The organism is Mycobacterium sp. 3-98, from assembly GCF_035918355.1.
Classification (GTDB): Bacteria; Actinomycetota; Actinomycetes; order Mycobacteriales; family Mycobacteriaceae; genus Mycobacterium; species Mycobacterium intracellulare.
In genome coordinates this window covers 2,791,167-2,817,474 of sequence record NZ_CP142360.1, presented here as the reverse complement: position 1 = coordinate 2,817,474, position 26,308 = coordinate 2,791,167, and the positions used below count along the sequence as shown (strand labels likewise).

Annotated in this window: 25 protein-coding genes; 8 read left to right on the top strand and 17 right to left on the bottom strand. The window is 70.4% G+C overall.

From position 1 onward, the window contains the following. Positions 1 to 17: 17 nt before the first annotated feature. The 14 genes from xerD to QGN30_RS13465 all read right to left on the bottom strand — a co-directional run bounded on the left by xerD (position 18) and on the right by QGN30_RS13465 (position 13,859). The gene (gene xerD, locus QGN30_RS13530; protein WP_038536532.1) at positions 18 to 959 is read right to left on the bottom strand and encodes a site-specific tyrosine recombinase XerD; all 942 of its coding nucleotides are present in this window, start codon (positions 957 to 959) and stop codon (positions 18 to 20) included. Further along, entirely contained in the window at positions 956 to 1,579 is a 624-nt protein-coding gene (locus tag QGN30_RS13525; RefSeq protein WP_009955788.1) for an NUDIX domain-containing protein, read from the bottom strand. Before QGN30_RS13525 ends, xerD begins: the two co-directional genes overlap by 4 nt. Continuing rightward, positions 1,572 to 3,323 carry a CTP synthase gene (locus tag QGN30_RS13520; RefSeq protein WP_014382727.1) on the bottom strand — a complete coding sequence of 584 codons (1,752 nt, stop codon included), beginning with the start codon at positions 3,321 to 3,323 and terminating at the stop codon, positions 1,572 to 1,574. Before QGN30_RS13520 ends, QGN30_RS13525 begins: the two co-directional genes overlap by 8 nt. 124 nt (positions 3,324 to 3,447) lie before the next feature. After that, entirely contained in the window at positions 3,448 to 4,392 is a 945-nt protein-coding gene (locus QGN30_RS13515; RefSeq protein WP_038536534.1) for a copper transporter, read from the bottom strand. Further along, positions 4,393 to 5,574 (bottom strand): putative cytokinetic ring protein SteA, encoded by a 1,182-nt coding sequence (gene steA / locus QGN30_RS13510; protein ID WP_009955069.1) that lies wholly within the window; start codon positions 5,572 to 5,574, stop codon positions 4,393 to 4,395. It abuts the gene before it with no gap. A gap of 226 nt (positions 5,575 to 5,800) precedes the next feature. Further along, positions 5,801 to 7,567, bottom strand: coding sequence for a DNA repair protein RecN (gene recN, locus QGN30_RS13505; RefSeq protein ID WP_009955068.1), 1,767 nt, complete (start codon positions 7,565 to 7,567; stop codon positions 5,801 to 5,803). A 25-nt stretch (positions 7,568 to 7,592) separates the two neighbouring features. Next, entirely contained in the window at positions 7,593 to 8,492 is a 900-nt protein-coding gene (locus QGN30_RS13500) for an NAD kinase (RefSeq protein ID WP_014382730.1), read from the bottom strand. Positions 8,493 to 8,515: 23 nt separating this feature from the next. Beyond that, the gene (locus tag QGN30_RS13495; RefSeq protein WP_009955066.1) at positions 8,516 to 9,325 is read right to left on the bottom strand and encodes a TlyA family RNA methyltransferase; all 810 of its coding nucleotides are present in this window, start codon (positions 9,323 to 9,325) and stop codon (positions 8,516 to 8,518) included. 8 nt (positions 9,326 to 9,333) lie between these two features. After that, positions 9,334 to 9,519, bottom strand: a complete 186-nt coding sequence (locus tag QGN30_RS13490; protein WP_009955065.1) for a hypothetical protein — start codon at positions 9,517 to 9,519, stop codon at positions 9,334 to 9,336. 12 nt (positions 9,520 to 9,531) lie between these two features. Then, a complete protein-coding gene (locus QGN30_RS13485) occupies positions 9,532 to 10,539 on the bottom strand; it encodes an HAD-IIA family hydrolase (protein ID WP_038536536.1) in 1,008 nt (335 codons plus the stop codon). 18 nt (positions 10,540 to 10,557) lie between these two features. Continuing rightward, positions 10,558 to 11,358 carry a tetratricopeptide repeat protein gene (locus QGN30_RS13480; protein WP_225331121.1) on the bottom strand — a complete coding sequence of 267 codons (801 nt, stop codon included), beginning with the start codon at positions 11,356 to 11,358 and terminating at the stop codon, positions 10,558 to 10,560. A 28-nt stretch (positions 11,359 to 11,386) separates the two neighbouring features. Further along, positions 11,387 to 11,761, bottom strand: coding sequence for a DUF732 domain-containing protein (locus QGN30_RS13475; protein ID WP_009955607.1), 375 nt, complete (start codon positions 11,759 to 11,761; stop codon positions 11,387 to 11,389). Positions 11,762 to 11,860: 99 nt separating this feature from the next. After that, entirely contained in the window at positions 11,861 to 13,123 is a 1,263-nt protein-coding gene (tyrS, locus tag QGN30_RS13470) for a tyrosine--tRNA ligase (RefSeq protein ID WP_038536538.1), read from the bottom strand. A gap of 91 nt (positions 13,124 to 13,214) precedes the next feature. Next, entirely contained in the window at positions 13,215 to 13,859 is a 645-nt protein-coding gene (locus tag QGN30_RS13465) for a DNA-3-methyladenine glycosylase (protein WP_014380308.1), read from the bottom strand. A 96-nt stretch (positions 13,860 to 13,955) separates the two neighbouring features. Here QGN30_RS13465 and QGN30_RS13460 point away from each other — a divergent pair, with 96 nt between their 5' ends. The 3 genes from QGN30_RS13460 (at position 13,956) to QGN30_RS13450 (ending at position 16,828) form a co-directional block, all read left to right on the top strand. Next, positions 13,956 to 15,236: an ammonium transporter gene (locus QGN30_RS13460; RefSeq protein WP_020188604.1), complete on the top strand. Its 1,281-nt coding sequence runs from the start codon at positions 13,956 to 13,958 to the stop codon at positions 15,234 to 15,236. 75 nt (positions 15,237 to 15,311) lie between these two features. After that, complete coding sequence (locus QGN30_RS13455) at positions 15,312 to 16,076, top strand: ABC transporter ATP-binding protein (protein ID WP_038536540.1); 765 nt, start codon at positions 15,312 to 15,314, stop codon at positions 16,074 to 16,076. Further along, positions 16,010 to 16,828, top strand: a complete 819-nt coding sequence (locus QGN30_RS13450) for an ABC transporter permease (protein ID WP_165576464.1) — start codon at positions 16,010 to 16,012, stop codon at positions 16,826 to 16,828. The genes QGN30_RS13455 and QGN30_RS13450 overlap by 67 nt, the downstream gene beginning before the upstream one ends. Here the strand turns inward: QGN30_RS13450 and QGN30_RS13445 are convergent. Further along, the gene (locus QGN30_RS13445; RefSeq protein WP_326564870.1) at positions 16,825 to 17,199 is read right to left on the bottom strand and encodes a hypothetical protein; all 375 of its coding nucleotides are present in this window, start codon (positions 17,197 to 17,199) and stop codon (positions 16,825 to 16,827) included. The two genes, QGN30_RS13450 and QGN30_RS13445, sit on opposite strands and share 4 nt — an antisense overlap. Positions 17,200 to 17,219: 20 nt before the next feature. Here QGN30_RS13445 and QGN30_RS13440 point away from each other — a divergent pair, with 20 nt between their 5' ends. Then, positions 17,220 to 17,843: a TetR/AcrR family transcriptional regulator gene (locus QGN30_RS13440; protein WP_009953469.1), complete on the top strand. Its 624-nt coding sequence runs from the start codon at positions 17,220 to 17,222 to the stop codon at positions 17,841 to 17,843. Here the strand turns inward: QGN30_RS13440 and QGN30_RS13435 are convergent. After that, a complete protein-coding gene (locus QGN30_RS13435) occupies positions 17,809 to 18,036 on the bottom strand; it encodes a Trm112 family protein (RefSeq protein WP_009953467.1) in 228 nt (75 codons plus the stop codon). The genes QGN30_RS13440 and QGN30_RS13435 overlap by 35 nt on opposite strands. Further along, the gene (locus QGN30_RS13430; RefSeq protein WP_095562776.1) at positions 18,033 to 21,080 is read right to left on the bottom strand and encodes an acyl-CoA synthetase; all 3,048 of its coding nucleotides are present in this window, start codon (positions 21,078 to 21,080) and stop codon (positions 18,033 to 18,035) included. The genes QGN30_RS13435 and QGN30_RS13430 overlap by 4 nt, the downstream gene beginning before the upstream one ends. 467 nt (positions 21,081 to 21,547) lie before the next feature. Here QGN30_RS13430 and QGN30_RS13425 point away from each other — a divergent pair, with 467 nt between their 5' ends. From QGN30_RS13425 to QGN30_RS13410, 4 genes are read left to right on the top strand one after another with little or no spacing between them, the layout of a single operon-like run. Then, positions 21,548 to 22,054: a hypothetical protein gene (locus QGN30_RS13425; protein WP_009953465.1), complete on the top strand. Its 507-nt coding sequence runs from the start codon at positions 21,548 to 21,550 to the stop codon at positions 22,052 to 22,054. Between the two features lie 17 nt (positions 22,055 to 22,071). Further along, the gene (locus tag QGN30_RS13420) at positions 22,072 to 22,815 is read left to right on the top strand and encodes a gluconate 2-dehydrogenase subunit 3 family protein (RefSeq protein ID WP_038536544.1); all 744 of its coding nucleotides are present in this window, start codon (positions 22,072 to 22,074) and stop codon (positions 22,813 to 22,815) included. Beyond that, positions 22,815 to 24,512 (top strand): GMC family oxidoreductase, encoded by a 1,698-nt coding sequence (locus tag QGN30_RS13415; protein ID WP_014382740.1) that lies wholly within the window; start codon positions 22,815 to 22,817, stop codon positions 24,510 to 24,512. Before QGN30_RS13420 ends, QGN30_RS13415 begins: the two co-directional genes overlap by 1 nt. After that, positions 24,505 to 26,295, top strand: a complete 1,791-nt coding sequence (locus tag QGN30_RS13410) for a glycoside hydrolase family 15 protein (protein WP_248913345.1) — start codon at positions 24,505 to 24,507, stop codon at positions 26,293 to 26,295. The genes QGN30_RS13415 and QGN30_RS13410 overlap by 8 nt, the downstream gene beginning before the upstream one ends. Positions 26,296 to 26,308: the final 13 nt, after the last annotated feature.

Sequence of the window (26,308 nt, the reverse complement as noted above, 5' to 3'; positions counted from 1 at the left end):
GCGGGAAAGAGCGGGAATTATCGCGCCCGCGGGTGGGCCTCGGCCCACACTTCGCGCAGCGCGTGCACGGTCACCATGGTGTAGATCTGCGTCGTCGTCACCGAGGCGTGCCCGAGCAACTCCTGCACGACCCGCACGTCGGCGCCGCCCTCGAGCAGATGCGTGGCGAACGAGTGCCGCAGCATGTGCGGCGACACCCCCGAGGTGATGCCCGCGCGCTCGGCCGCGTCCTGCAGGACCTGCCACGCGCTCTGACGCGACAGCCGCCCGCCGCGCACGTTGAGGAAGATGGCCGGCGTCCCGCGGCCCCGTCGCGCCAGATCCGAACGTCCGCGCACCAGATAGGCGTCCAGCGCGGCCACGGCGGGGCGCCCGATCGGCACCAGCCGCTGCTTACCGCCCTTGCCGCGCAACAACACTGAGCGGGCCTGGGTGTCGACGTCGTCCACATCGAGGCCGACGGCCTCGGAGATCCGCGCGCCGGTCGAATACAGTAGCTCCAGCAGCGCGCGGTTGCGCAGGGTCAGCGGGCCGTCGGCCGGGCTGTCGCCCCCCGCGCCCTCGAGCAGCGCCAGGACCTGGTCGACGGTCAGGCTCTTGGGCAGCCGGCGGCCGGGCGTGGGCGGGCGGACCGCGCGGGCTACGTCGAGTTCGGCCAGCCCCTCGGCGGCGGCGAAGCGGTGCAGGCCGCGCACCGCGATCAGGGCCCGCGCCGCCGACACCGCCGACAGCGCCGCCGCCCCGGTCTCGGGGTCGCCGCGGCGCAGCGCCACCAGGAACTCGCTGACGTCGTTCTCGCCCACCTTGGCCAGATCGTGAATTCCACGGTCCGACAAGTGTTTTGTGTAGCGGCGCAAATCGCGGCGATACGAGCTCAGGGTGTTCGCCGCGACGCCGCGCTCGATCGTGAGGTGGTCGAGGTAACCCTGGAGTTGGGAATCCAGCGCCACCGTCGTCATGGCCCGGCCTTTCGGGCCGCGAACGCCGTCGGCCGGTCGATCCAGGGACTGTCCACCGGCCGTGGCTGCGCGAACCCCTCGGTGACGGCGTGGGCCGCCAAGATCCCCGCGATGGCAATCGAATTCACGATGTCGCCGCTGAATACCCGACGGGCGGCCTCCGCGATGGGAACCCAGCTCATCGTCATGTCGGCTTCCTCGTGGTGCGCCTCGGGCCTGCCCACCTCGGTCAGCCCGGTGGCCAGATAAATCCGTACGGATTCGTCGCTGAAGCCCGGCGCGGAGTTGAGGTCGACCAGCACCCGCCAGGTGTCCGCCCGCAGGCCGACCTCCTCGTGGAGTTCGCGGGCGGCCGTCTGCTGCGGCGGCTCCCCCGCGACGTCGAGCAGCCCGGCGGGCAACTCCCAGAGCCGCCGCCCGAACGCGTGCCGGTACTGGTAGACCAGCGGGATGTTGTTGTCGGCGTCCAGCGCCGCGACGGCAACGGCACCGTAGTGCTCGACGACCTCGCGCACCGCGGTGGTGTCGCCCGGCATCCGCACCCGGTCGCTGCGCAGCGCGAAAATCTTTCCGGTGTACAGCGTTTCGGAGGACGCCGTGGAGAAGACGTGTTCAGCCACGGGACGCGGGCTCAGGTATGGGCCGCGCGGCGCTGTCCCGATGCTGGATGCCGTTGGACGACTGCTCGGGGATTTCCACCGGCAACCGTTCGCCGGCCTTGTATTCGAGGGCCGCCCCGACGAACGCGACGAACAATGGGTGCGGCCGGGTGGGCCGGCTCTTGAGCTCCGGATGAGCCTGCGTGCCGACGATGAAGGGGTGCACGTCCGGCGGGTACTCGACGAACTCGACCAGGTGACCGTCGGGTGAGGTGCCGGAAAACCTCAGTCCGCTTTCCGCGATCTTGTCGCGGTAGGCGTTGTTGACCTCGTAGCGGTGCCGGTGGCGTTCGGACACCTCCGTGGCGCCATACGCCTGGGCCACAATCGAATCCGGTTCCAGCACCGCGGGATAGGCGCCCAGCCGCATGGTGCCGCCGAGGTCGGCCTCGCCGGCGACGATGTCGACCTGGTCGGCCATCGTGGAGATGACGGGATCCGGTGTGTCCGGGTCGAATTCGGCCGAGTTGGCCTCGGTCAGGCCGGCCGAGCGGGCGGCCTCGATCACGATGCATTGCAGCCCGAGGCACAGGCCCAGCACCGGCAGGCCCCGGGCGCGCGCGTAGTGGATGGCGCCGAGCTTGCCCTCGATGCCGCGGATGCCGAACCCGCCGGGAATCAGCACACCCTGCACGTCGGCCAGCGCCGCCGCGGCACCGGGCCCGGTCTCGCAGTCGTCGGACGCCACCCAGAGCAATTCGACCTTGGCGTGGTGCTTAAAACCGCCGGCGCGCAGCGCCTCGGTGACCGACAGGTAGGCGTCGGAGAGTTCAACGTACTTGCCCACCAAGGCGATTCGCACCGTTTCATGCGGCTCATGCACCCGGCGCAGCAGGTCGTCCCATTCGGTCCAGTCGACATCGCGGAACGGCAGGTTGAGCCGGCGCACCACATAGGCGTCGAGTTCTTCGCGGTGCAGCACCTTCGGGATGTCATAGATCGACGGCGCGTCCGGGGTGGAGATGACGCCGTCGATGTCGACGTCGCACATCAGCGCGATCTTGTTCTTCAGCGCCTCGGGAACGTCGCGGTCGCAGCGCAGGATCAGCGCGTCCGGGGTGATACCGATGCTGCGCAGCGCGGCCACCGAGTGCTGGGTGGGTTTGGTCTTGAGCTCGCCCGACGGGGCCAGGTAGGGCACCAGCGAGACGTGTAGGAAGAAGACGTTCTCGCGACCCAGGTCGTGGCGCACCTGGCGGGCCGCCTCCAGAAAGGGCTGCGACTCGATGTCACCGACGGTGCCGCCGATTTCGGTGATGACCACGTCGGGGCGGTTGCCCTGCGCGTCGGGCTGGGCCATCGCCATGATGCGCCCTTTGATCTCGTCGGTGATGTGCGGGATCACCTGGACGGTGTCGCCGAGGTACTCACCGCGGCGTTCCTTGGCGATGACGCTCGAATACACCTGCCCCGTAGTGACATTCGCCGAGCCGGACAGATCGCGATCCAGGAAGCGCTCGTAGTGGCCGACGTCGAGGTCGGTCTCGGCGCCGTCCTCGGTGACGAAGACCTCGCCGTGCTGGAACGGGTTCATGGTGCCCGGGTCGACGTTGAGGTACGGATCGAGCTTTTGCATCGTCACGTACAGCCCGCGCGCCGTCAGGAGCTGACCGAGGCTGCTGGCGGTCAAGCCCTTACCCAACGAGGATGCGACGCCCCCGCTGACGAAGAGGTGCTTGGTGGCGGTTTGCGGGTGCTTTCGCAACAGGCGACCTCCGTGAAGACGGGCAGGGCTTGAAAAATGTTTCTAGCGAACAACTAGATGGGCCTGCCGACCCACGGAAACCCACCCTAACATCCACGGCGCCGAGCCGCGGTGAACACGCCCGCTACTGAGGCACCGTGATCGACGTCGCCCCGTGGCCGGTGCCGTACTGGCCCGCGTGACCGCCGCCCAGCAGGTCGTGCAGGCCGAGCACCGCGGTGATGCGTCCCGGCGCGGCGTCCACGTCGTCGACCGTGCTGATCGCGGAGTTCAGGCCGGCGTCGGCGCGGGCCACCGCGACGGCGGCACCGCCGGTCGCCGAACCGTCGCGCCCGGCGAGCAGCGTGCCCGAGCCGTGCGGGGCCAGCGCGGCGGAGAACCGGGCCACGCTCGCCCCCTGGTTCCCGGCGTCCTGGGGCAGCGCGCCACCGGTGACGACGAGCGCGGCGTTGGCCGCGCCCATGTGATCGCTCGCCTGATAGGTGATGAAGCCGGTGTCGCGCAGCGCCGCCAGCACGGTGTTGCGCTGGGTGTCGTCCACCGGGGGCACCGCGGGGTTGGGGTTGGCCAGCAGGGCGATGCCCATCAGGTCACCGGCCTGCGAACCCTGGTCGACGAGCTTGGTGCTCAGCTGCTGTCCGGCGGGCAGCACCGAGGAGTTCACCACGGTCTGCAGCTTCTCCGCCGAGTTGGCCTCGACGAACTCCTGCGTCAGCGACACCGTCCCGGTCACCGTCCCGCCGGCCTGACCGATGAACTTCGACACCGCGGAAACGTCGTCGTCCTTGGCGTCCGGGGTGCGGAACACCACCACCGACTTGCCGGCCAGCGCGTCGTGCACGATCCGGCCGGCCAGCTGGGTGTCGAAATTGTTTGCCGCGCTGAGCTTTTCGTTCAACACGTTTTTCTGGTCGTTGAGCCCGCTGATCTGGGTGTTGAGGTCCTTCTTCTCGTCACGCAGGCTCGACAACAAGGTGTCCGACAGGAAGCCGGAGCCCAGCACGACGCCCACGGCCAGCGCCAGGAACACGGCGGCCAGCGACAGGGCGTGTTGGCGCAGCGAGATCATCTAGGTCACCCACTTCTGCACCATCAGGCAGAAGTGGTTCCAGTAGTCGGTGACCCAGTGCAGCACCACGCCGTCGGTGCGCGACACCCACAGCGCGACGATGACGGCGATCAGCATCGTCAGCGCCAGCAGCGCGATGGCCCCCGCCGAGATGTGGTTGCGGTAGAGGGTGGCCACGGCCTTGGCGTCCACCACCTTCTCCCCCACCCGCAGCCGGGTCAGGAAGGTGGACGGGTTGCTGTGCGCACGGGTGCGGTCGAAGAACGTCTCGATGTTGGCGGTGTGGCCGGCGGTCACCAGCAGCGCGGCGCCGTGGTGGTCGGCCAGCAGCAGGGCCAAATCGATCGCCGACCCCGCGGCCGGGAACGTCATCGCGCCGACGCCCAGGTCCTGGATGCGTTCCAGGCCCGGCGCGTGCCCGTCGGCGTCGGCGGGCAGCACGACCTGGGCCCCGCACTTCAGGGCGTCGGTGCTGATCTGGTCGGGGTCGCCGACGATCACCTGCGGGCGATACCCCGCCTTGCGCAACACGTCCGCGCCGCTGCCCACCCCGATCAGCGCCGGCTGATACTCCTTGATGAACGGCTTGAGCGACTTGAGGTCGTCCTCGGCGCTGGGCTCGTCGGCGACGATCACCACGTGCCGGCGGCGCAGGTCGACGTCGACGTCGGGGATGCCGATGCCGTCGATCAGCAGCGGGCTCTCGCTCTTGATGAACTCGATGGTGTTGCCCGCGAACGCCTCCAGATGGGCGGACAGGCCGCTCTTGGCCTCCCGCATCAAATCGGCGATGTCGTGGTCGGTGCGCTCGGTGCCGCGGACCAGCCGCCGGTCGCCGGCGTACACCCCGCCCTCGTGCAGGCGGATCTTGGCGCCGTCTTTGACCTTCTTGAAGACGTCGGGTCCGGCCTCGTCGATCAGCGTGACCCCGTTGTTGACCAGGACCTCGGGCCCCAGGTTGGGGTAGCGGCCCGACACCGACGGCGAGGCGTTGACGACGGCGGCGATGTCGGCCTCCACCAGGGCGTCCGCCGTGATGCGATCCAGATCGAGGATGTCGAGCACGACGATGTCGCCGGGGCAGACCCTGCGCAGCAATCGGTCGATGTTGCGGTCAACGCGGGCAGTGCCGACGAGGCCCGGCCGGGCGGGATTACGGGAAAGCAGGCCTGACATCTTCATGGGGGCGATTCTGTCGGTGATGCGCGGACGACGCGGGGAGGCGTGCCGTAACATCAGCCCCAGAAGTTATCTAGAGTCCCATTAGTAACAGCTCTGTGCCGAACTGGTCTCGAACGTCGACTTGATGCGGCGACACGCCGGGGTTGGCCGCCACAAGTCGACGCTCGCGGAGACAGGGGCGCGAGACAGGGGCGGAGACGGCGGCGGCCGCGGCCGCAACACGGGGCTAGATCTCGTCCTTTTGCGCCGCCTCGAGCAGCTCGCGGGCGTGCGCGCGGCCGCTGTCGGATTCGCCCAGCCCGGCCAGCATCCGCGCCAGCTCGGCGACCCGCTCGTCGCCGCCCAGGCGCCGTACCACGCTGGTCCCCTTGGGCCCCGCGGCGTGCACCACCAGGTGCACGTCGGCGTACGCAGCGACCTGCGGCAGGTGCGTGACCACGATGACCTGGTGGGTGCGCGCCAGCCGCGCCAGCCGGCGCCCGATCTGCACCGCCGCGCGGCCGCCCACCCCGGCGTCGACCTCGTCGAACACCATGGTGGTGCCCGCGGCCTCTTTGCGGGAGGTGGCCAGCACCACCTCCAGGGCGAGCATCACCCGGGACAGCTCGCCACCGGAGGCGCTCTTGGCCAGCGGCAGCTGGTCCATGCCCCGGTGCGCGGCGAAACCGAACTCGACCTGGTCGACGCCGTCGGCGCCGGCGTGGACGAGCTCGCCCGACGGCAGCCGCAGCGCGGCCGAATCCTCGGGGTCCGACGCGGTTTCCGGCGCGGCATCCAGGGTCACGTCGATGGTGAATTGGGCGTCGGCCATCGCCAGCCCGGACAGCTCCGCGGTGACCTCCTTGGCCAGCCGCTTGGCGGCCTTGCGCCGCGTGGCGCTGAGATCGACCGCGGCCTGGGCCAATTCGCGGCCGAGCTCGTCGACCCGGGCGGCCAGCGCCGCCAAACCCTCCTCGGAGACGTCGAGCTGGGCCAGCCGTTGCCGCGACTCCTGGGCCCACCCGATCACGCCGTCGATGTCCGCGGCGTACTTGCGGGTCAGGGTGCGCAGTTCGGCCTGCCGGGCCAGCTTGGATTCCAGCGCGCTGGCGTCGACCGGCAGCTCCTCGAGGAAGCCGCCCAGTTCGCCGGCCGCGTCGACGAGCACGGTCAGCACCTCGCCGATCTGGCCGGCCAGCGCCGTCAGCTTGGCGTCGCCGGTGGATTCCAGTGCGGCCCTTGCCTTTCCCAGGCTGTCGGTGGCGCTGAGGCCGTCGGTCTCCTCGGAGGACAGCGCCGCGCGGGCGGTGGCGGCGGCCTCGCGCAGGGTGTCCAGTTCGGAGAGCCGCACGATCTCGGCGACCAGGGCGTCGTCCTCGCCGGGTTGCGGGTCGACGGCGTCGATCTCGTTGAGGGCGAACGTCAGCCGGTCGGCCTCCAGCGCGAGCTCGCGCATGCGGTTGCGGCGGTCGAGCAGGTCGCGCCGCGCCGACAGCCAGGCGTCGCGCAGTTTGCAGTACCGCTCGAGCGCGGGTCCGGCCTTGGCGAAGCGGTCCAGCGCCGCGCACTGCTCCTCGGGCCGGATGAGGCGCAGCTGGTCGTTCTGCCCGTGCAGGGTCAGCAGCCCGGCGGTGAAGTCGCCCAGCGATTTGGCGGGCACGCTGCGGCCGCCGAGGTAGGCCCGCGACGGCCCGTCACGGCTGACCGAGCGCAGCGCGATCACGCTGCCGTCCTCGTCGCGTTCGGCGCCCGACGCGTCGAGCATCTCGTCGAGCCGCACGACCATGGCCTCGTCGAGATCCGTTGTGCTGAACCGCCCTTCGACGACCGCCCGCTCGGCCCCCGACCGGACCCGGGTGGCGTCGGCGCGGGCACCGCCGAGCAGATGCAAGCCGGTGACCACCATGGTCTTTCCGGTGCCGGTCTCCCCCGTCAGGACGGTCAGGCCGCGGTCGAACTCGCCGACCGCCGAGCTGATCGCCCCGAGCGACTCGATCCGGATTTCAGTCAGCATTCAGTCAGGATCCCGTGCTGTGCCGTCAGTTTCCGCGCCACCCGGTCACCGGCAGCCGGAACTTGCGCACCAACCGGTCCGTGAACGGGGCGCTGTCCAGCCGGGCCCATTTCACCGCCGTGTCACAACGTTTCACCTCGATGCGGCTGCCGGCCGGGATCAGCATCTCGCGGCGGCCGTCGCAGAACACCAGGGCGTCGTGGCCGTCCGCCTCCACCTCGATCGCGATGGTGGCGTTCGGGCTGGTGACCATGGGGCGACCGAACAGCGCGTGAGCGTTGTTGGGTACCACCAGGATTGCCTCCAGGTCGGGCCAGAGCACCGGGCCGCCCGCGGAGAACGCGTAGGCGGTGGAACCCGTCGGGGTCGACACCAGGACGCCGTCGCAGCCGAAGGCGGACACCGGCCGCCCGTCGATCTCGACCACCACCCCGAGTACGCCGAGCCGGGGGCCCTTTTCCAGGCTGACCTCGTTGAGGGCCCAGCCGTGCGCGGAGACCCGGCCGCCCTGGCGCACGACCACGTCGAGTGTCAGGCGGTTCTCCACCCGGTAGTCCTGTGCGACAACGTGGTCCAGCACCCGGTCGATGGCCTCGGCCTCGGCCTCGGCCAGAAAACCGATCCGCCCGAGGTTCACGCCCAGCACCGGGATGCCGGCGTTGCGCGCCAGCTCGGCGGCCCGCAGGAACGTCCCGTCGCCGCCGAGTACCAGCACCAGTTCGCAGCCTTCGGCGGCCCGGGGGTCGGCGTTGACGACCTCGATCTCGACGCCCATCGCCCGCATGTCGTCGGGGGCCAGGTGCAACGGTCCCCGGTCGACGGCCTCGGCGGACAGCACCCGAAGCCCGATTCCGTTGTCGCCCAGCGTTTTCTGTACACGGCGGGCCGTTTCGGTGGCTTCTTCGCGGCCGGTGTGGACAACCATCAAGACGGTGCGTTCGGCAGGAGTCACTGCGGCCCGCTTTCCACCGCGTGCCGCACCGCCGCCACCAAGGCGTCGCCGGCGAGCGGACGATCGGCCTGGGCGCGCAGCCGAAGGAAATATTCGACGTTGCCCGACGGCCCCGGCAGCGGGCTCGCGGTGACGTCGACGGTGTGCCAACCCAGCTCGGCGGCGCGGCGCGCGACCGACGTCACGGCGTCGGCGCGCAGGCCGGGGTCGTGCACCACACCGCCCGCGCCGACCTGGCCCTTCCCCACCTCAAACTGTGGCTTCACCATGGGAACGATATCCGCGTTCGGTGCGGCGCATCCAGCCAGCGCCGGCAACACTGTGGCCAACGAGATGAACGACAGGTCGGCCACGACGAGGTCGGCCGGCCCGCCGATCGCCTCGGGCGTCAGGTCACGAACGTTGGTCCGCTCGACGACGACGACCCGCGCATCGCTGCGCAGCGACCACGCCAGCTGGCCGTATCCCACGTCCACGGCCACCACTTCGGCGGCCCCGCGGTCCAGCAGGACTTCGGTGAAGCCGCCCGTCGATGCTCCGGCGTCCAGGCAGCGGCGGCCCGCGACGGAGATCCCGAAGGCGTCCAGCGCGCCGATGAGTTTGTGCGCGCCGCGCGAGACCCAACCGCGTTCGCCGTCGGTGGCCACGGTCAAGGCGGCGGTGACGGCGACGGCGGTGCCGGGCTTGCGCGCGGGCATCCCGTCGATGCTCACCTTGCCGGCGCCGATCAACTCCGCGGCCTGCTGACGCGACCGGGCCAGGCCGCGCCGCACCAGCTCGGCGTCAACGCGGGCGCGTCGAGACATGCGCGCACTCAGCCCTTCTCCGCCGACTCCAGCGCGGCCAACAGGACGTCGTGGGCCTCGGAGAGCCGGCGCGCGATCTCTTCGAGCTCGTCGAGCGAGGGCGCCTTCTCGGGGTCCTCCTGGTCGCCGGGTCGGGGCAGCCGGGCCAGCAGGGCGTCGATCTCGGCGCGAATCTGATCGGGGTCGATACTCATCGCGTTCCTACGTTAGTCGGTGCGCACCAAAGACCAGCGCTGCAGCGCGGCGCGCGCCCGGTCGTCGCCGGCCTCGATGCGCACGGCGCCAGACCCCGATGTGCCCCACACCGCGCCGGCGACCGCGCGCACGATCGACAGGCCGTCCCCGTCGTCCGGCCCGTCCCCGCTGACCGTGATCGCCCCGTCCGCGACGTCGACCCGCCAGCCCGGCTGCGGGCCGACCGCGAGGCGCTCGGCGTCGGCGTGCAACGAGCGCAGATCGTGGCCGATGTAGGTGGGGCGCTGGGCGGGCTTGGCGTACACCGCGTCCCGCGCGGAGTTGACCCCGGTGAGCACCATCAGGCTGGGCAGCTCGGCGGCGTTGGCGCCCTCGATGTCGGTGTCGAGCCGGTCGCCGATCACCAGGGGCGCGCGGAAGTCGCCCCGGGCCGCCGCGTCGCGCAGCAGGGCGGGCGCCGGCTTGCCCGCCACCTGGGGTTCGGCGCCGGTGGCCGCCCGCAGCGCGGCCACCAACGAGCCGTTGCCGGGCAGCAACCCGCGCTCGGTGGGCAGGGTGAGGTCGACGTTGGCCGCCACCCACCGCGCGCCGGCCCGGATCGCCAGCGCCGCCTCGGCGAGCTCGGGCCAGCCGATGGTCAGGGACAGGCCCTGCACGACGGCGGCCGGGTCGTCGTCGTTGCTGCGCACCGGGCGCAGCCCGACGGCGGTGATCTCGCCGGCCAGGGCCTCGGTGCCCACGATCAGCACCGGCGAGTCCGGGGGCAGCTGGTCGGCGAGCAGCCGGGCCGCGCTCTGGGCGCTGGTGGCGACGTCGTCGGCGGTGGCGGTGAAGCCGAGTTCGGTCAGGTGCGCGGCGACCTCGTCGGCGCTGCGGGAGGCGTTGTTGGTGACGAAATACGCGCGACTGCGCACCTCGGCCAGCGCCTCAACGGCGCCCTCGGTGGGCTGACGGCCGCGAAATGCCGTCCCGTCGAGGTCGATCAGCAGGCAATCGTATTCCTGCGCAAGGCTGTTCACGTCGTCGGTTCCGTCGTGTCAGCCGAGTTCACTGACCCGGTCTTCGGCGTCGGTGACTCCGTCGACGTCGGCGGCCGCCGAACGCAGGAACCATTGCAGCGCATCGTCGGTGCGGTCGAGCGCGAGCAGCGTGTCCGCGTAGGCGTAAAAGAGCCGCGCGGCCGTGGAGCCGGTGCGGCTGGGATCCAGTTGCGGCGTGGACAATACGGTCAGCGCCTGCTCCAGCTGCCCGAGGTCCGCGCGCGCCCCGGCGGCGACGATGCGAAGCTCGTCGGCGTCGTCCCCGGACAGCTCGGCGGCCTCCGGTCCGCGCGCGAGCTCGATGGCGCGCTCCGGACGGCCAAGTCCGCGTTCGCAATCGGCGATCAGCGGGAGCAACGCGGACTTGCTGCCCATGCGGCGGGCGGCGCGAAACTCCGCCAGCGCCTGCGACCAGTCGCCGCAGTGGTAGGCGGCGATGCCGACCGCCTCCCGGATGGTGGCGATGCGGCTGGACCGGGCCCGCGCCGCGCGGGCGTGACGCAACGCCGCCTCCGGGTCCTCGTCGAGCAGCTCGCCCGCGGCGACGAGGTGGCGGGCCACCGCGTCGGCGGTGGCGCGGTCCAGGGTGCTCAGCTCGCGGCGAACGTCGGGTGCCAGCTGCTTGGCTTCCACGCCGGGCGGGATCGGCGGCCCGTCCTGCGGCGCGCGATCGGCCTGGGCGTCGCGGCGCGGGCCGCTCTGCGGCTGAGCCGGCCGCGCACGCCCCGGACCGGACCAGTTGCCGGATGCCGGCCGCGCCCTCCGCTCGCCGCGGTGCCTCTGCCTGTCGTCGACCACGCTGCCGAGAATACGGGCAGCGCCACACCTAACTCGGCAGCCGGTTGCCCAGGAGTGGCGCGATCAGCGCCGGGCAGTAGGTCGCGATCGCCACGATGGTGAACCTGCCGGCCGTCTCGTACGACATGCCGTTGCCCTCGGCCATCTTGGACGTCACCGCGTCGAAGGACCCGCCGGGCTCGAACAGCATCGGGCACACCGACTGTCCCATCGCGGTGGTGCCGGTCGGCTGGCTATAGGCGATCCCGGCGTTCGTCAGCGCCGACAGGAACGCATTGCTGAGCATGTCCGCGCGGATCGGCGCCGACATCGCCCCCGACAAAGCCGCGGCCAGCGCCACCAGGCCCGTGATCACCCCCAGGCTCCGCAGGACGGTCGACCGCACACGCGTCGCGAAAATCACCGTGACAACAGTGGTCCCCTCGGGTCACGCCGACGACACGGTGAGGTAAAGATCTGTGCACGCGCGTGTTTCGCGGAGGCTCTACGGCGCCCGGGCGGTCTAGACCTTTTCGACCCCGGCGACGGTGCGCTTGCCGCGGCGCAGCACCAGCCACCGGCCGTGCAGGAAGTCCGCCGGCTGCGGCGCCCACTCCTCGCTTTCGATGCGGACGTTGTTGACCGAGACGCCGCCCTCGCCGATGGTGCGCCGCGCGGCCTTGCGGCTCTCGGACAGCCCGCTGGCCACCAGCAGGTCGACGATCCCGTCGGGGCCACCGGGTTTGAGCTCGGCGACGGACGTCTCTCGCAGCGCCGCGGACAGCGTGGCCTCGTCCAGCCGGCCCAGCTCGCCCTGCCCGAACAACGCCCGGCTGGCGTGCTCGACGGCCTCGGTGGCCGCCTCGCCGTGCACCAGCACGGTTAGTTCGCGCGCCAGCCGCCGCTGCGCGGCGCGTTGTTGGGGGCGCGCGGCCGTGGCCTGCTCCAGCTCGCCCAGCTCGTCGGCCGACAGGAAGGTGAACCAGCGCAGGTAGCGGATCACGTCGGCGTCGGCGGTGTTGAAGAAGTACTGGTACCAGGCATACGGGGTGGTCAGCGCGGGGTCCAGCCACAGGCTGCCGCCGCCGGTGGACTTGCCGAACTTGGTGCCGTCGGCGGCGGTCACCAGCGGCACGGTCAGCGCGTGGACCGAGGCGCCGAGCTGCTGGCGGACCAGCCGGACCCCGGCGATGATGTTGCCCCACTGGTCGGAGCCGCCGATCTGCAGGCGACAGCCGTAGCGGCGGTGCAGTTCGACGTAGTCGTTGGCCTGAAGGAGCATGTAGCTGAATTCGGTGTAGGAGATGCCGTCGCCGTCCAGGCGGCGCCGCACGGTGTCGCGGTCCAGCATGACGTTGACCGAGAAGTGCTTGCCGATGTCGCGCAGGAACTCGATCGCCGACAGCGGGCGCGTCCAGTCCAGGTTGTTGACGACGACGGCGCCGGTCGGTGAGTCGTCGAAGTCGACGAAGCGTTGCAACTGTCCGCCGATCCGTTCGGTCCACTCGGCGACGGTGTCGGCCTCGTTGAGGGTGCGCTCACCAACGTCGCGGGGATCGCCGATCATCCCGGTGGCGCCGCCGGCGAGCACGATGGGGCGGTGGCCGGCGCGCTGGAAGCGGCGCAGTGCCAGCAGGGGCACCAGGTGGCCGGCGTGCAGGCTCGGCGCGGTGGGGTCGAAGCCGGCGTACACCGTCATCGGCCCGCGCCGGGCTTCGGCCGCCAGCGCATCGAGGTCGGTGGACTGCGCGATCAGGCCGCGCCAGCCCAGCTCGTCGAGGATCATGGTGTACGAGTCTTCCAGAGCGCCGACGGCGGGCGTCGACTTGTGGCGCGGATTCGGAGCGTTCCCCCAGCGACCCGACGTTCGCCGCGGGTTAGTCGCTGGCACCCGGGGCCGGCGCGCGCGGGCTGCGGCGATACGCCGAGACCTCCGGGCGCCCGGGAAGCCACAACCGCCAGGGCCGGTCGGCGGCCTGGCTGACACCGACCCGCGGGCCGGACATCGAGCTCAGCGGTTCGTGCAGCTCGAGCGTCACCGGGCTGTTGCCGTCGAACAGGTCGATTCCGTTGTCGTCCATGGTGATTCCCATGGCGGCGCACAGGTTCCCCGGCCCGCGCGCCAGCGCGGCGGTGTGCACCAGCTCGCCGCGGCGGGCCCGGGCGGCGTCGGTGCCGTCCTCGATCGCGGCCGCCCGCAGCAACACCGCGGCCGCGGTGCCGTCGGGACCGCACGAGACGTTCGCGCAGACATGGATGCCGTGGCTGCGGTAGGTGTAGAGCCGCCCCGGCGGCCCGAACATCACGAAATTGCGGGCGCGCAGGCCCTTGTAGGAGTGCGCCGCGGCGTCCGGCCACGGACCGTCGGGCACTCCCCCGTAGGCCTCGACCTCGACGACTATCCCGCTCACACCCCGCGCGGTGAGAGTGGCGCCCAGTAACCGGCGCGCGGCCTCGACCGGGTCGACCAACAGCTGCGCCGCCGCCGTGCTTGCGCGAGATCGTCGTCCAGCCTCGACCAATTGAAGATCCTGAATCCTCTTTTCAGTAACCCAACGAACCTACCGGCGGCCCGAACATGGCAGTATCCCGGTGTCCGGGACCCGAAGGAGGCCGACATGCACGCGATAGACCCGGCCGCCACGGCGTGGCTGCTGGCCAGCACCGCGCTGGTCTTGCTGATGACCCCCGGCCTGGCGATCTTCTACGGCGGCATGGTCCGCACCACCGGGGTGCTCAACATGATGATGATGAGCTTCATCTCCATCCCGCTGGTGACCGTGGCGTGGCTGCTGATCGGCTACACCCTCGCGTTCTCCGAGGACGGGGCCAGCGGGTTCGTCGGCAACCTCAGGCATTTCGGGATGCTCGGCATCACCCCCGACACGGTGCACGGCACGGCGGTGCCCGAGTTGCTGTATGCCACGTTCCAATTGACGTTCGCGATCATCACGGCCGCGCTGGTCAGTGGCGCGATCGCCGACCGCGCGAAGTTCGCCGCCTGGATGGTTTTCGTCCCGGTGTGGACGATCGCCGTGTATTCGATTGTCGCCCACTGGGTCTGGGGGCCGGGCGGCTGGCTGGCCAAGTTGGGCGTCCTCGACTATGCGGGCGGGCTGGTCGTCGAGATCGTCTCGGGTTCCTCCGCGCTGGCCCTGGCGCTGGTGCTCGGGCCGCGGATCGGTTTCAAGAAGGACGCCATGCGGCCGCACAACCTGCCGCTGCTGTTCGTCGGTGTCGGGCTACTGTGGTTCGGCTGGTTCGGGTTCAACGCCGGCTCCGCCCTGGCCGCCAACGGAACCGCCGCGGCCATCTTCCTCAACACCTTGGTCGCGGGATGTCTGGGCATGCTGGGTTGGCTTGCGGTCGAACAGATTCGCGACGGCAGGCCCACCACGTTCGGTGCGGCGTCGGGCGTGGTCGCCGGCCTGGTGGCCATCACCCCATCGTGCGGGACCGTCAACACCCTCGGCGCGACGATCGTCGGCCTGGCGGCGGGTGTCGTGTGCTCGTTCGCGGTGGGCGCGAAGTTGCGCTTCAACTATGACGATTCGCTCGACGTGGTGGGCGTGCACTTCGTCGGCGGCGTGGTCGGTGTGTTCCTGATCGGGCTGCTCGCCACGGCGGTCATGACGGCGGGCCCGCGCGGCCTGTTCTACGGCGGCGGCGTCGGCCAGCTGGGCAAGCAGACGCTGGCGATCGCGGTCGTCGCGTTCTACGCGTTCACCGTGTCGTTCGTGCTCGCCAAGGTGATCGACCGGGTGGTGGGTTTCCGGCTCAGTACCGAAGACGAAACCACCGGCGCCGACCTCACCCAGCACGCCGAAACCGCCTACGCCGAAGGCGTGCACGGGCACCTGCCGCAGCGACGCCCGGCGATCGGCGAGCGCTTCAACTAGGCCCGCCCGGGGCCGCGAAGGCCCGGATGCTGCGACCCCTTGACAGCGCGGCCGCGCGCGACGAATATTCATCACATGATGAGTTCATCCCGTGATGAATTAATCTCGGACCGGGCCGAGCCGGCGGTAGAGATCGATCACCTTCGCGTGATCCGCGGTAAACGCCCGGCCCTGCACGACTTCTCCGTGCAGATCGCGGCGGGCAGCATCACCGGCCTGCTCGGCCCGTCCGGCTGCGGCAAGACCACGCTGATCCGATGCATCGTCGGCACCCAGATCGTGACCTCGGGCCGCGTCTTCGTGCTCGGCAAGCCGGCCGGCAGCGCCGAACTGCGCCGTCGCGTCGGCTACCTGCCGCAGGACCCGACCATCTACAACGACCTTCGCATCGTCGACAACGTTCGCTACTTCGCCACGCTGTACGGGTTCGACGGCCGGGCCGCCGACGCCGCCATCGAACGAGTCGGGCTCACCGATCACCGAACGGCCTTGTGCGGCAACCTGTCCGGTGGCCAACGCACCCGGGTGTCGCTGGCCTGCGCGCTGGTCTGCCAGCCCGATCTGCTGGTGCTCGACGAGCCCACCGTGGGACTCGATCCGGTGCTGCGCGCGGACCTGTGGGACCAGTTCGCCGAATTGGCCCGCGCGGGGACCACATTGCTGGTTTCCAGCCACGTCATGGACGAGGCCGACCACTGCGGGGACCTGCTGCTGATGCGCGAAGGCCGGCTGGTCGCCCACACCACCCCGTCCCAACTGCGAGAGGACACCGGATGCACGTCACTGGAGGACGCGTTTCTGTCCATCATCAAGCGCAGCACCATGCGCGAAGCCGGTTAGGGCTCAACGGGTATACGGCGACCACGACGCGGATCCTGCGCCAGTTGGCCGCCGATCACCGCAGCGTCGCGATGATCCTGCTGGTGCCGGTCCTGGTGATCACCCTGATGTACTTCATGTTCGAAAACGCCCCGTACCGCCCGGGCGGCCCGACCCCCTTCAACAACGCCTGCCTGATCCTGCTCGGCCTGTTCCCGCTGTTCGTGATGTTCATCATCACGGCGATCACCATGCAACGCGAACGGGCCTCGGGAACGCTGGAGCGCATCCTGACCACTCCGCTGCGCCGGCTCGACCTGCTGATCGCCTACGGCACCGCCTTCTCGACGGCCGCTGCGGCGCAAGCCGTTCTGGCGTGCATCGTGTCGTTCTGGCTGCTCGGCTTCGACACGGCGGGCAGCCCGTTGTGGGTGTTCGTGATCGCGATCGTCAACGCCGTGCTGGGAGTCGGCCTGGGCCTGTTGTGTAGTGCGTTCGCGCGCACCGAGTTTCAGGCCGTGCAGTTCATCCCGCTGGTGATGGTGCCGCAGCTGCTGCTGGCCGGCATCATCGTGCCGCGGGCGGTGATGCCACACTGGCTGCAATGGATCAGCAATGTGCTGCCGGCCAGCTACGCGCTCGAGGCCCTGCAACAGGTGGGCGCGCACCCGGAGCTGACCTTCATCGCGGTGCGCGACATCATCGTGGTGTTGGCCTTCGCCCTGGCGGCGCTGTGCCTGGCGGCGGCGACGCTGCGGCGACGGACCGGCTAGTGGCGATCGCAAGCGCGGCGCAGCCGGGCGCAGCGGGTCGCCACCATGAGATAGTGGCGATCGCAAGCGCGGCGCAGCCGGGCGCAGCGGGTCGCCACCATGAGATAGTGGCGATCGCAAGCGCGGCGCAGCCGGGCGCAGCGGGTCGCCACCATGAGATAGTGGCGATCGCAAGCGCGGCGCAGCCGGGCGCAGCGGGTCGCCACCATGAGATAGTGGCGATCGCAAGCGCGGCGCAGCCGGGCGCAGCGGGTCGCCACCATGAGATAGTGGCGATCGCAAGCGCGGCGCAGCCGGGCGCAGCGGGTCGCCACCATGAGATAGTGGCGATCGCAAGCGCGGCGCAGCCGGGCGCAGCGGGTCGCCACCATGAGATAGTGGCGAGCGCCCAGTGACGACTACCAACACCGGCCGCCGGCGACGGGGCCGGCCCTCCGGGAACTCCGATACCCGGGAGCGGATACTGGCTAGCGCCCGGGAATTGTTCGCGCGCAACGGTATTCGTAACACGTCGATACGTGCGGTGGCCGCGTCGGCGGGGGTGGATTCGGCGTTGGTGCACCATTACTTCGGCACCAAGGAGCAGCTGTTCGCCGCGGCCGTCCACATCCCGGTCGATCCGATGGACGTCATCGGCCCGCTGCGCGAGGTGCCTGTCGAGGAGCTCGGCTACCAGATTCCGTCGATGTTGTTGCCGCTGTGGGATTCCGAGATCGGCGCGGCGTTCATCGCGACGCTGCGCTCGATCCTGGCGGGGTCGGAGATCAACCTGTTTCGCGCGTTCATTCAGGACGTGATCGCCGTCGAAGTCGGTGCCCGCGTGGACGATCCGCCGGGAAGCGGAATTATTCGCATCCAATTCGTGGCGTCGCAACTGGTGGGTGTGGTGATGGCGCGCTACATCCTGCAACTGGAGCCGTTCGCGTCGCTGCCGGCCGAGCAGGTCGCGCGAACCATCGCGCCCAACCTGCAGCGCTACCTCACTGGGGATCTGCCGGAGGGCCTTGCGCCATGAGCCGGGCGTGCTCGTCGTCGTCGACGTCGCGGGCCTCGTCGATCAGCAGCACCGGGATGCCGTCCTCGATCCGGTAGGCGCGGCGCAACCGGGGGTTGTAGAGCACTTCCCCACCGCCCGTTTGGGATACCAACACCAGTGGGCCGCGGTCGGCCGGGCACACCAGGATGTTCAGCAGCGCGTCGTCGATCATGACCGCGCCCCGCTCAGCTCGGAACGCACCCCGGGAGTCAGCCGGCGGTAGTGTTCGGTCTCCGCATCGAAATACCAGACGTGCCGTCCCGCCTTGGGAATCCCGGCGGCCCGCAGCGCGCTGACGGTCGGGCGGTAGGTCGCGCTCAGCGTCATCTCCGGGACCACGCAGACGATGTCGGGCCCGAGCCCGATCGGGATCTTGGCGAAGGCCTCGGTCAGGTCGGCCGCCGTGATGGAGGCGCCCGGCAACAGCGTCACCGCCGACACCGCCACCTCGTGGTCGCGCACGGGCACGTTGTAGGTCACCGCGAGGTCGACGCCGTTGATGCAACCCAGGGCGTCGGTGACCGGCTCGGCGTAGACCAGCCCGCGCGGGGTCCGCACCACCGAGCCGCGCCGGCCCGCCAGCCAGTAGTCGCCGTCGTCGTCGCGGTAGAAGAGGTACTCGGTCGAGATCCAGGTGTCGCCGGCGGCGAACACCCCGCGCTTGACGGAGGCGCTCGGATCGATCGGGCCGTTGGACGCGGCGAGCAGAACCCCGACCTGTTTGGGTTCGGCGATCTGCACGAAGCCCCGCTCGTTTTCCAGGATCAGGTCGTGTTCGGTGTCGTAGGCGCCCAACTCGATGCGCCCGGCGCCCGGCAGCGGGCGGCCCTTGCTGCCGACCTTGGCGCCGGACACGTTGGCCAGCACCGCCTGACCGTCGGTGGTGGCGAAGAACTCGACGACGTGAGCGGGCGCGAACGCCTCGACGACACGCCCCCACAGCCCGGTCGGCATGCCGGAGCCGATGAACAGGCGCACCGGGTGGTTGCCGTGCAGGACGAAGGGCGGATCGGCCGGGTTGTCGAGGATCTCGCCGAGCATGGCCCAGGTGTAGGACACCACCGTGACGCCGTACTGGCGCACCTCCTGGATGAATCGGGTCCGGTCCAGGCCGCGCGACAGCGCGATGCGGGTGCCGCCGACCACCGCGCCGCCCAGGCTGACCAGCAGCGCGGACTCGTGGTGCAGCGGCGTCAGGCAGTACACGGTGTCGCGGCGGTCGAGGGCGGCCGTCGAGGCCGTACCGAACGCCGAGACCGCCCAGCGGTAGTTGGTGATCTGCTTGGCCACCAGCTCGCCGCCGGCCGAGCTGAACGCGATGAACGCCAGGTCCCGGGCCAGCCCCGCGTTGGGCCGATACCAGCCGGGCAGCTCGACGGCGTCCGGGTCGATCTGTTCCATGTCGATGACCTGGGGCTGCTCGTCGGAGTCCTCGGGCAGGTGCAGGTCCCGCGTCTCGCCGCCGCCGAGCACCAGCACCTGCCGCAGCAGTTGCCCGTCCGACTCCAGCACCGCGTCGAGGTTGGTGGGGTCGGTGAGGATCTCGGTCACTCCCCCGAGCCGCACCGAGGCGGCCAGGTCGGCGTCGGGCCGCATCACCACCGCGATGGCGCCTAGGCGGGACAGCGCGGCGATGGCCACCAGCGCGCTGGGCCGGGTCTCCATCAGCACGCCGACCCGGTCGCCCTGGCGCACCCCGACCTCGATGAGGCCGCGGACGACGTTGTTGATGCGCCGGTTCACCGCCTCGTAGGTGTGCACCCGCCCGTCGAACAACAGGAATTCGCCCTGCGGGGCGTCGTGCGCCTGCTCCTCGATGATGCGGCCCAGCGAGATCCTGGTGTGGTCGTTGATCTGCCCCAGCCGGACCAGTCGCGGCAGCGTGCGGGCCGTTTCGACGGCCAGGGTGCGCACGCTTTTGTTGGCCGCGACGACGGTGTTGGCCGCCCCGCGGACCATGCCCAGCGCCGCCTCGGAGGCCTCCCCGATGCCGTGCGCGAGCCGGGAGCTCAGCGCCACGCCGCTGTCGGTGTGCTCGGCGGGCTGGTCGGCCATCGGCGCGATGCTGGTGGGCTTATCGCCGCCGGCGGACAGCCATCGCACCCATTCCGCGACGGTCGGCCAGCTTTGTTGGGCCGCCTTGGACCCGACGACCAGGCCGAAGTGGCCCGTGCGGATGGTGGATTCGTAGACGTCGGCGTCCGGTGCCGCGCGCCGGATGCCGCGCACCGAGGCCGGCTGGCCGATGTCGTCGACCTCGCCGACGAAGGCCAGCACCGGGCAGGTGATGTCGGTCAGGGTGACCATCTGTCCGTTGACGGCGAAACCGCCGGTCATCATCCGGTTGTGGGCGATGAACTGCTTGAGCAGCTCGGAGATCGCGGGACCGGACCACGCGATCCAGCCTTCGCGTTCGAGGAAGCGCCGCTGCTGCTCGCGCGGCAGCAGCGCCTCGCGGTCGTGCAGCTGGCGGACGAAGTCGACCCGCGCCTTGGCGGTCTTGAGGGGGTCGAGCATCTGGAAGCCGGTGCGCGCCATCCAGCTGGGGATGGCCAGCCGGCTGAAGACGTGGTCGGCCATGAAGTTGGCGGCGGGCGCGGCGAAGTTTGCCGGGATGCCCATCGGCAAGGCGGCCAGGGTGTCGACCGGGGAGCCGAAGGTGACGATGCTGGCCAGGCTCTTCGAACGCCGGTAGGCGGCGACCTGGTAACACCACATGCCGCCCTGCGAATAGCCGACCAGATGGATGTCGCTGCCCGTGGTGTCCCGGACCGTGTCGATGGCCTGACTGAGCGCGACGATGTGATCGGCCAGCGTGCGGCGCATGCCGCCTTCGACCTTGTCGGGTTCGCCGAAGTCGATGACCCAGGGATCGAGCCCCCGGCTGTGCAGGATCCCCACCGCGCCTTCGTCGCGGGTGACGTCCCACATGTCGGCGGACATCATCATCGGATGCACCATCAGCACCGGCGGCCCGACGGGCGATTGGCCGGGCCGACTGTCCGGCGGGAAGTACCGCCGGAGCTTGTACATCGGCACGCTCTCGACGATCTGGGACGGTGACGGCACCGTGCCGGTTTCCAAGCCCCCCAGTCGCAAGACTTCCAGCCCGTTCTGCGCGGTAGCGATCAGCCGCGCGACCGGTCGTGTGACCATCGAAAGATTGACATCCACTGCTGCTCCCTGAGTCTTGACAGCTTGGACATCATGGCACATCTGGGCAGCTAGAAGGGCGGTGGTTACACCGATCCGGCGGCGGCGGGCGCCGTGCGAACAGACCCGGGCTCCGCTGGGAAGGCGGTGGCTCGCCGTCGGCTTCGGCCGACGACTCGGCGTGTGCCGCGGCGGTAGGTCGTTAGCCACCGGCGCCCCGCCTGGTGGCTCGCTGTGAATCACCTGCGCGCCAGTTTGTCCGGCAGGGCACGGGGTACGCAGTCGATGCGCTTCGGTCACGACGCGTCGTCGCGACCGTTTCGGTTGAAATCCACAGCTGGGCGCTATGAGACCGCCGGACCGCGTTCCTTCCAGCCCGAAGGAGAGGTCACTGCATGACGCGATGGACGTACTCGGCCGGCACGGTCACGGCACACCCCAGCGCAGTGCCGCTGCGCACCCCACGACTCACCCAGGAAACCAGCCCGGGCCGGTGATCCGGCACGACGCAAGCGCAGAAGGGACTTCACATGTTGTTGCTCGGCAACGGCGGACGGCGCAAAGGCCGCACCGCCGGAAGTGACGGACTGGGCGAGGTCTCGCACCTGGCCGAGCGGGCGCTGTACGACGTCGCACACGGTCGTTTCGAACGCTCGCTGTCCGGGCTGACCGCCGTTGCCGCGCTCGTCACGACGGCCGAAATCTACTTCGAGCACTACAAGGCGAGCTTCGGCAACAAGTGGATGTGGAGCCCGATCGTGGTGACGCCGCCGGTGGTCGTCGCCGGCGTCGGGGGCGTGTTCTCGCGGCGCTGGGCCAAGCTGTGGCTCCCGATCACCGCCGGCATCTACACGGCCAACGGTCTGATGGGCGAATACCTGCACGCGCGCGGCGTCGCTCGCAAGCCGGGCGGATGGAAGCACGCGTCCTACAACGTGCCCATGGGCCCGCCGATCGCGGCGCCGGGATTGATGTGCATGGTCGGCGGGATGGGGCTGCTGGCGTCGATCCTGCGCCGCGAACGGTTCCGGGGTTAGGCATCGGGATCACTGAGATGGCTGACACCTCACGCCCCGACCACCTGCCCAACCTGCGCCCCGACGGCAAGCCGCCGCACCCGTCCTGGCTGCCCAAGCAGCGCCGCGGCACCACGCCCCAGATGATCGGGCGCTACCCCGATTTCGACGTGCTGGAAACCGCCGGCAGCTGGGACGAAGCCACCAGGAAAGTCGTGCTGGCCCGGCTCGAACCTCCCGGCCCCCTGCGGTTTTTCACCGCAGAGGAGGAGCCGTGCCTGCGCGCGTTCTGCGACACGGTGCTCGCGCAGGACGCCGAGCCGCGCGTCCCGGCGGCCGAATCGGTCGACTCCAAGCTCGCCGACGGGCGCCTCGACGGCTACCAGTACGCGGACATGCCCGACGACCGCGACACGTGGCGCTTGGTGCTGCGCGGGCTCGACGAGACCGCCGCCAGATACGGCGCATCCTCCTTCGCCGCCGCCGGGACCGAAACCCGCGAACAGATCGTCGGGCAGTTCTCGCAGGGCGAGCTGGAGGGCGGTGCCTGGGAGAACCTGAACGTCAAGCGCGCCTGGTCGGTGTGCATGCGAATGACGCTGTCCGGCTTCTACTCCCACCCGTGGGCCTGGAACGAGATCGGGTTCGGCGGCCCCGCCTACCCGCGCGGATTCATGCGCCTGGGCGGCGCCACCGGGCCCGACGCCGCGCGCGAACCGTACGAGATGCCCGGCGCCACCGACGAAGACCCCGTGCAAGTCGTGCAGAACGGTGAGTTGTGATGGGCGACTTCTGGCGGGGCCTGCTCAAAGGGGCCGTCGGCCCGAAGGACAACGAGTCGCGGTTCCTGCTCGACGTGCACTCGCGCGACCTGCCCGGCGAAAAGACCATGCGCCGCTACCGCGACGATGACGAGGTCGACCTGGTGGTCGTCGGGGCCGGCGCCGGCGGCTCGGTGCTGGCGCAGCGGCTGGCGCGTGCGGGCTGGCGGGTCGTGATCCTCGAGGCCGGCCCTTTCTGGCACCCCGACGAGGACTGGGTGTCCGACGAGGCCGGCTCCCACGCGCTGTACTGGACCCAGAAGCGCATCATCGGCGGTGACGACCCAATTGAGCTGGGCAAGAACAACTCCGGGCGCGGGGTGGGCGGCTCCATGGTGCACTACGCCGGCTACACCCCGCGGTTCCACCCCAGCGATTTCGCGACCCGCACCCTCGACGGGGTGGGAGCCGACTGGCCCCTGCGCTACGAGGACATCCGACCCCACTACGAGCAGGTCGAGCTCGAGTTGCCGGTGGCCGGCCAGAATTGGCCGTGGGGCGACCCGCATCGCTATCCCTTTGCCCCGCATCCCATTTCGGGGGCGGCAGCCAAAATCTGGCGGGGCGCGCTCAAGCTCGGCATTGAGATGCGGGTGGGGCCTGTGGGCATCGTCAACGGCACGTTCGGCAACCGCCCGCACTGCATCTACCGCGGCTACTGCCTGCAGGGCTGCAAGGTCAACGCCAAGGCCAGCCCGTACGTCACGCACCTTCCCGACGCGCTGGCCCACGACGTGGAGATCCGCGCCAACTGCATGGCCTCGCGCGTCGAACTCGACGAGACGGGCGCGGCGCGGGGTGTGGTCTACTACGACGAGGTGGGCGGCAAAGAACGGTTGCAGCGCGCCAAAGTTGTTGCCGTAGCCGGGTATTCGATCGAAACACCGCGCCTGTTGTTGAACTCGGTGAGCGAGCGCTTTCCGAACGGGTTGGGCAACAACGACGATCAGGTCGGGCGCTACGTGATGGTGCAGGGCGCCACCCAGTCCGCGGGCCGCTGGTCCGAGGAGGTCCGGATGTACAAGGCGCCTCCCCCGGAGGTGACCTCCGAACAGTTCTACGAGACCGACCTCTCTCGCGGGTTCGCCCGCGGGTTCTCCATTCAGACGGTGTCGCCGATGCCCATCGGCTGGGCCGAACACGTGATGGCGGACGGGCACTGGGGCCGCGCCCTGCGCGAGTACATGCGCGACTACAACCACTGGGCGACCGTCGGCGTGCTCAACGAGTTGTTACCGCTGCCGGACAATCGTGTGACGCTGGCCGAAGAGAAGGACCCGTACGGCATCCCGGTCGCCCGGTTCGACTACACGCTCTGCGACAACGACAAGGCCAACATGGCCTACTCCACCAAGGTGATCGGTGACATCCTGCACGCCGCCGACGCCCAGGACGTGCTGACCATCGAGCGCTTCGCCCACCTGATCGGCGGCGCCCGCATGGGCACCGGGCCACAGAATTCGGTGGTCGACTCCGATCACCGGGTCTGGGGCGTGCCGAACCTGTTTCTCGCCGACGGCTCGGTGTGCCCCACCCAGGGTTCCGCCAATCCCGCGCTGACGATCATGGCGTTGGCCTCGCGGCTCGCCGAACGGATGGCCACCGGAAAGATCGATACCGGCGTGGGGCGGGGGTCGAAGGCTGGAGCCCGTGGCTGACCTGAAGATCGACACCGCGACCACCTTCGCCCCCCGCGTGCTGCGCGAGTACGCGCTGCTCGCAGACGGCGAGCGGGGCGCGCTGATCGGACCGCAGGGCGACGTGGCGTGGATGTGCGCGCCGCACTGGGATTCCGACGCCGTCTTCTCCAATCTCATTGGCGGCGGCGGGGTTTACGCCGTCACCCCGACCGACGTGCGGCACGTCTGGGGCGGCTACTACGAACCGGGCAGCCTGATCTGGCGCAACCGCTGGACCACCCGCGACGGCATCGTGGAATGCCGTGACGCGCTGGCCTTTCCGGGCGACCCGGACCGGGCGGTGCTGCTGCGGCGGCTCACCGGCTGCCGCGGGACGGCGCGGGTGCGGGTGCTGCTGGCGCCGAGTGCGGGATTCGGCCGGCACGGCCCCGGCAAGGCGACCGTTCATGACCGGGTGTGGAGCGCCCGCTCGGGGCCGCTGCGCTGGCGCTGGCAGGCCGGTTGCGACGCGCGCCCCGTCCGGGCCGCCCAGGAGAAGGGCGAGTTGCTCACCTGTGAGATCACGCTCGAGGAGGGCCAGCACCACGACCTGGTGCTCGAACTGTCGGAACACGCACTGCCCGACCAGCCCCCGGACCCCGACCTGGCCTGGGAGGCCACCCCCGCGGCCTGGCAGCGCAGCGTGCCCGAGCTGAGCTGCACCATCGCTCCCCGCGACGGGCGCAGCTCCTACGCCGTGCTGCGGGGACTGACCAGCAGCGGCGGCGGCATGGTCGCAGCCGCCACCATGAGCCTGCCCGAACGCGCGCACTCCAACCAGAATTACGACTACCGCTATTCCTGGATCCGCGACCAGGTGTACGCGGGCATGGCCGCCGCCGCCGTCGGCACAACCGAGCTGCTCGACCGGGCGGTGGAGTTCATCAGCGCCCGGCTGCTCGAGGACGGCCCGAACCTCAAGCCCGCCTACACCATCACCGGCGGCGCCGTGCCCGGGGAGGAAACGCTCGACCTGCCCGGCTATCCCGGCGGCGCCGACAAGATCGGCAACTGGGTCAATCAGCAATTCCAGCTGGATGCCTTCGGCGAGGCGCTCCAGCTGCTGGCCAAGGCGGGCGCCGCCGACCGACTCGATGCCGACGGCTGGCGCGCGGCGCAGACCGCGATCAAGGCCATCGAAAAGCGTTGGCGCGAACCGGATGCCGGCGTCTGGGAGATCGACAACGAGCGCTGGACGCAGTCGCGGCTGGCCTGCGTAGGGGGGTTACGCGCCGTCGCGAAACTGGCCGGCGCCGGTCCCGAGGTGGCCGCGTGCGCTCCGCTGGCCGACGCGATCCTCGCCGAGACCGCATCGGAAAGCCTGCACCCGCACGGGTATTGGCAACGCAGCCCCCGGCAGAAGGGGGTCGACGCATCGCTGCTGCTGCCGCCGGTGCGCGGGGCCGTGCCCGCCGACGACCCGCGGACCATCGCCACGCTGGACGCCGTTCGCCGGGAACTCGCCGACGACGGGTTCGTCTACCGCTTCCGGCACGACGAACGCGACCTCGGCGACGCCGAGGGAGCGTTCCTGCTCTGCGGGTTCATGATGGCGCTGGCCGAACACCAACAGGGCCATGCCCATTGCGCGATGCGGTGGTTCGAGCGCAACCGCACCGCCTGCGGGCCGCCGGGCCTGTTCTGCGAGGAATACGACGTGCAGCAGCGCCAGCTCCGCGGCAACCTCCCCCAGGCATTCGCGCACGCGCTGATGCTGGAATGCACCGCCACCCTCACCGACGACGCCGCCCACCATGACTGATCGGGAGCCCGAC

Excerpts from the sequence above, each read along its gene's own strand:
- QGN30_RS13435 (WP_009953467.1), bottom strand. The coding sequence starts at position 18,036 with ATGATCGACGACGCGCTGCTGAACATCCTGGTGTGCCCGGCCGACCGC.
- QGN30_RS13450 (WP_165576464.1), top strand. The coding sequence starts at position 16,010 with ATGCACGTCACTGGAGGACGCGTTTCTGTCCATCATCAAGCGCAGCAC.
- QGN30_RS13515 (WP_038536534.1), bottom strand. The coding sequence starts at position 4,392 with ATGATCTCGCTGCGCCAACACGCCCTGTCGCTGGCCGCCGTGTTCCTG.
- QGN30_RS13460 (WP_020188604.1), top strand. The coding sequence starts at position 13,956 with ATGCACGCGATAGACCCGGCCGCCACGGCGTGGCTGCTGGCCAGCACC.
- QGN30_RS13490 (WP_009955065.1), bottom strand. The coding sequence starts at position 9,519 with ATGAGTATCGACCCCGATCAGATTCGCGCCGAGATCGACGCCCTGCTG.
- QGN30_RS13495 (WP_009955066.1), bottom strand. The coding sequence starts at position 9,325 with ATGTCTCGACGCGCCCGCGTTGACGCCGAGCTGGTGCGGCGCGGCCTG.
- QGN30_RS13455 (WP_038536540.1), top strand. The coding sequence starts at position 15,312 with ATGATGAGTTCATCCCGTGATGAATTAATCTCGGACCGGGCCGAGCCG.
- steA (WP_009955069.1), bottom strand. The coding sequence starts at position 5,574 with ATGAAGATGTCAGGCCTGCTTTCCCGTAATCCCGCCCGGCCGGGCCTC.
- QGN30_RS13415 (WP_014382740.1), top strand. The coding sequence starts at position 22,815 with ATGGGCGACTTCTGGCGGGGCCTGCTCAAAGGGGCCGTCGGCCCGAAG.
- QGN30_RS13445 (WP_326564870.1), bottom strand. The coding sequence starts at position 17,199 with ATGGTGGCGACCCGCTGCGCCCGGCTGCGCCGCGCTTGCGATCGCCAC.
- QGN30_RS13420 (WP_038536544.1), top strand. The coding sequence starts at position 22,072 with ATGGCTGACACCTCACGCCCCGACCACCTGCCCAACCTGCGCCCCGAC.
- tyrS (WP_038536538.1), bottom strand. The coding sequence starts at position 13,123 with ATGATCCTCGACGAGCTGGGCTGGCGCGGCCTGATCGCGCAGTCCACC.
- recN (WP_009955068.1), bottom strand. The coding sequence starts at position 7,567 with ATGCTGACTGAAATCCGGATCGAGTCGCTCGGGGCGATCAGCTCGGCG.
- QGN30_RS13430 (WP_095562776.1), bottom strand. The coding sequence starts at position 21,080 with ATGTGCCATGATGTCCAAGCTGTCAAGACTCAGGGAGCAGCAGTGGAT.
- QGN30_RS13425 (WP_009953465.1), top strand. The coding sequence starts at position 21,548 with ATGTTGTTGCTCGGCAACGGCGGACGGCGCAAAGGCCGCACCGCCGGA.
- xerD (WP_038536532.1), bottom strand. The coding sequence starts at position 959 with ATGACGACGGTGGCGCTGGATTCCCAACTCCAGGGTTACCTCGACCAC.
- QGN30_RS13500 (WP_014382730.1), bottom strand. The coding sequence starts at position 8,492 with ATGGTTGTCCACACCGGCCGCGAAGAAGCCACCGAAACGGCCCGCCGT.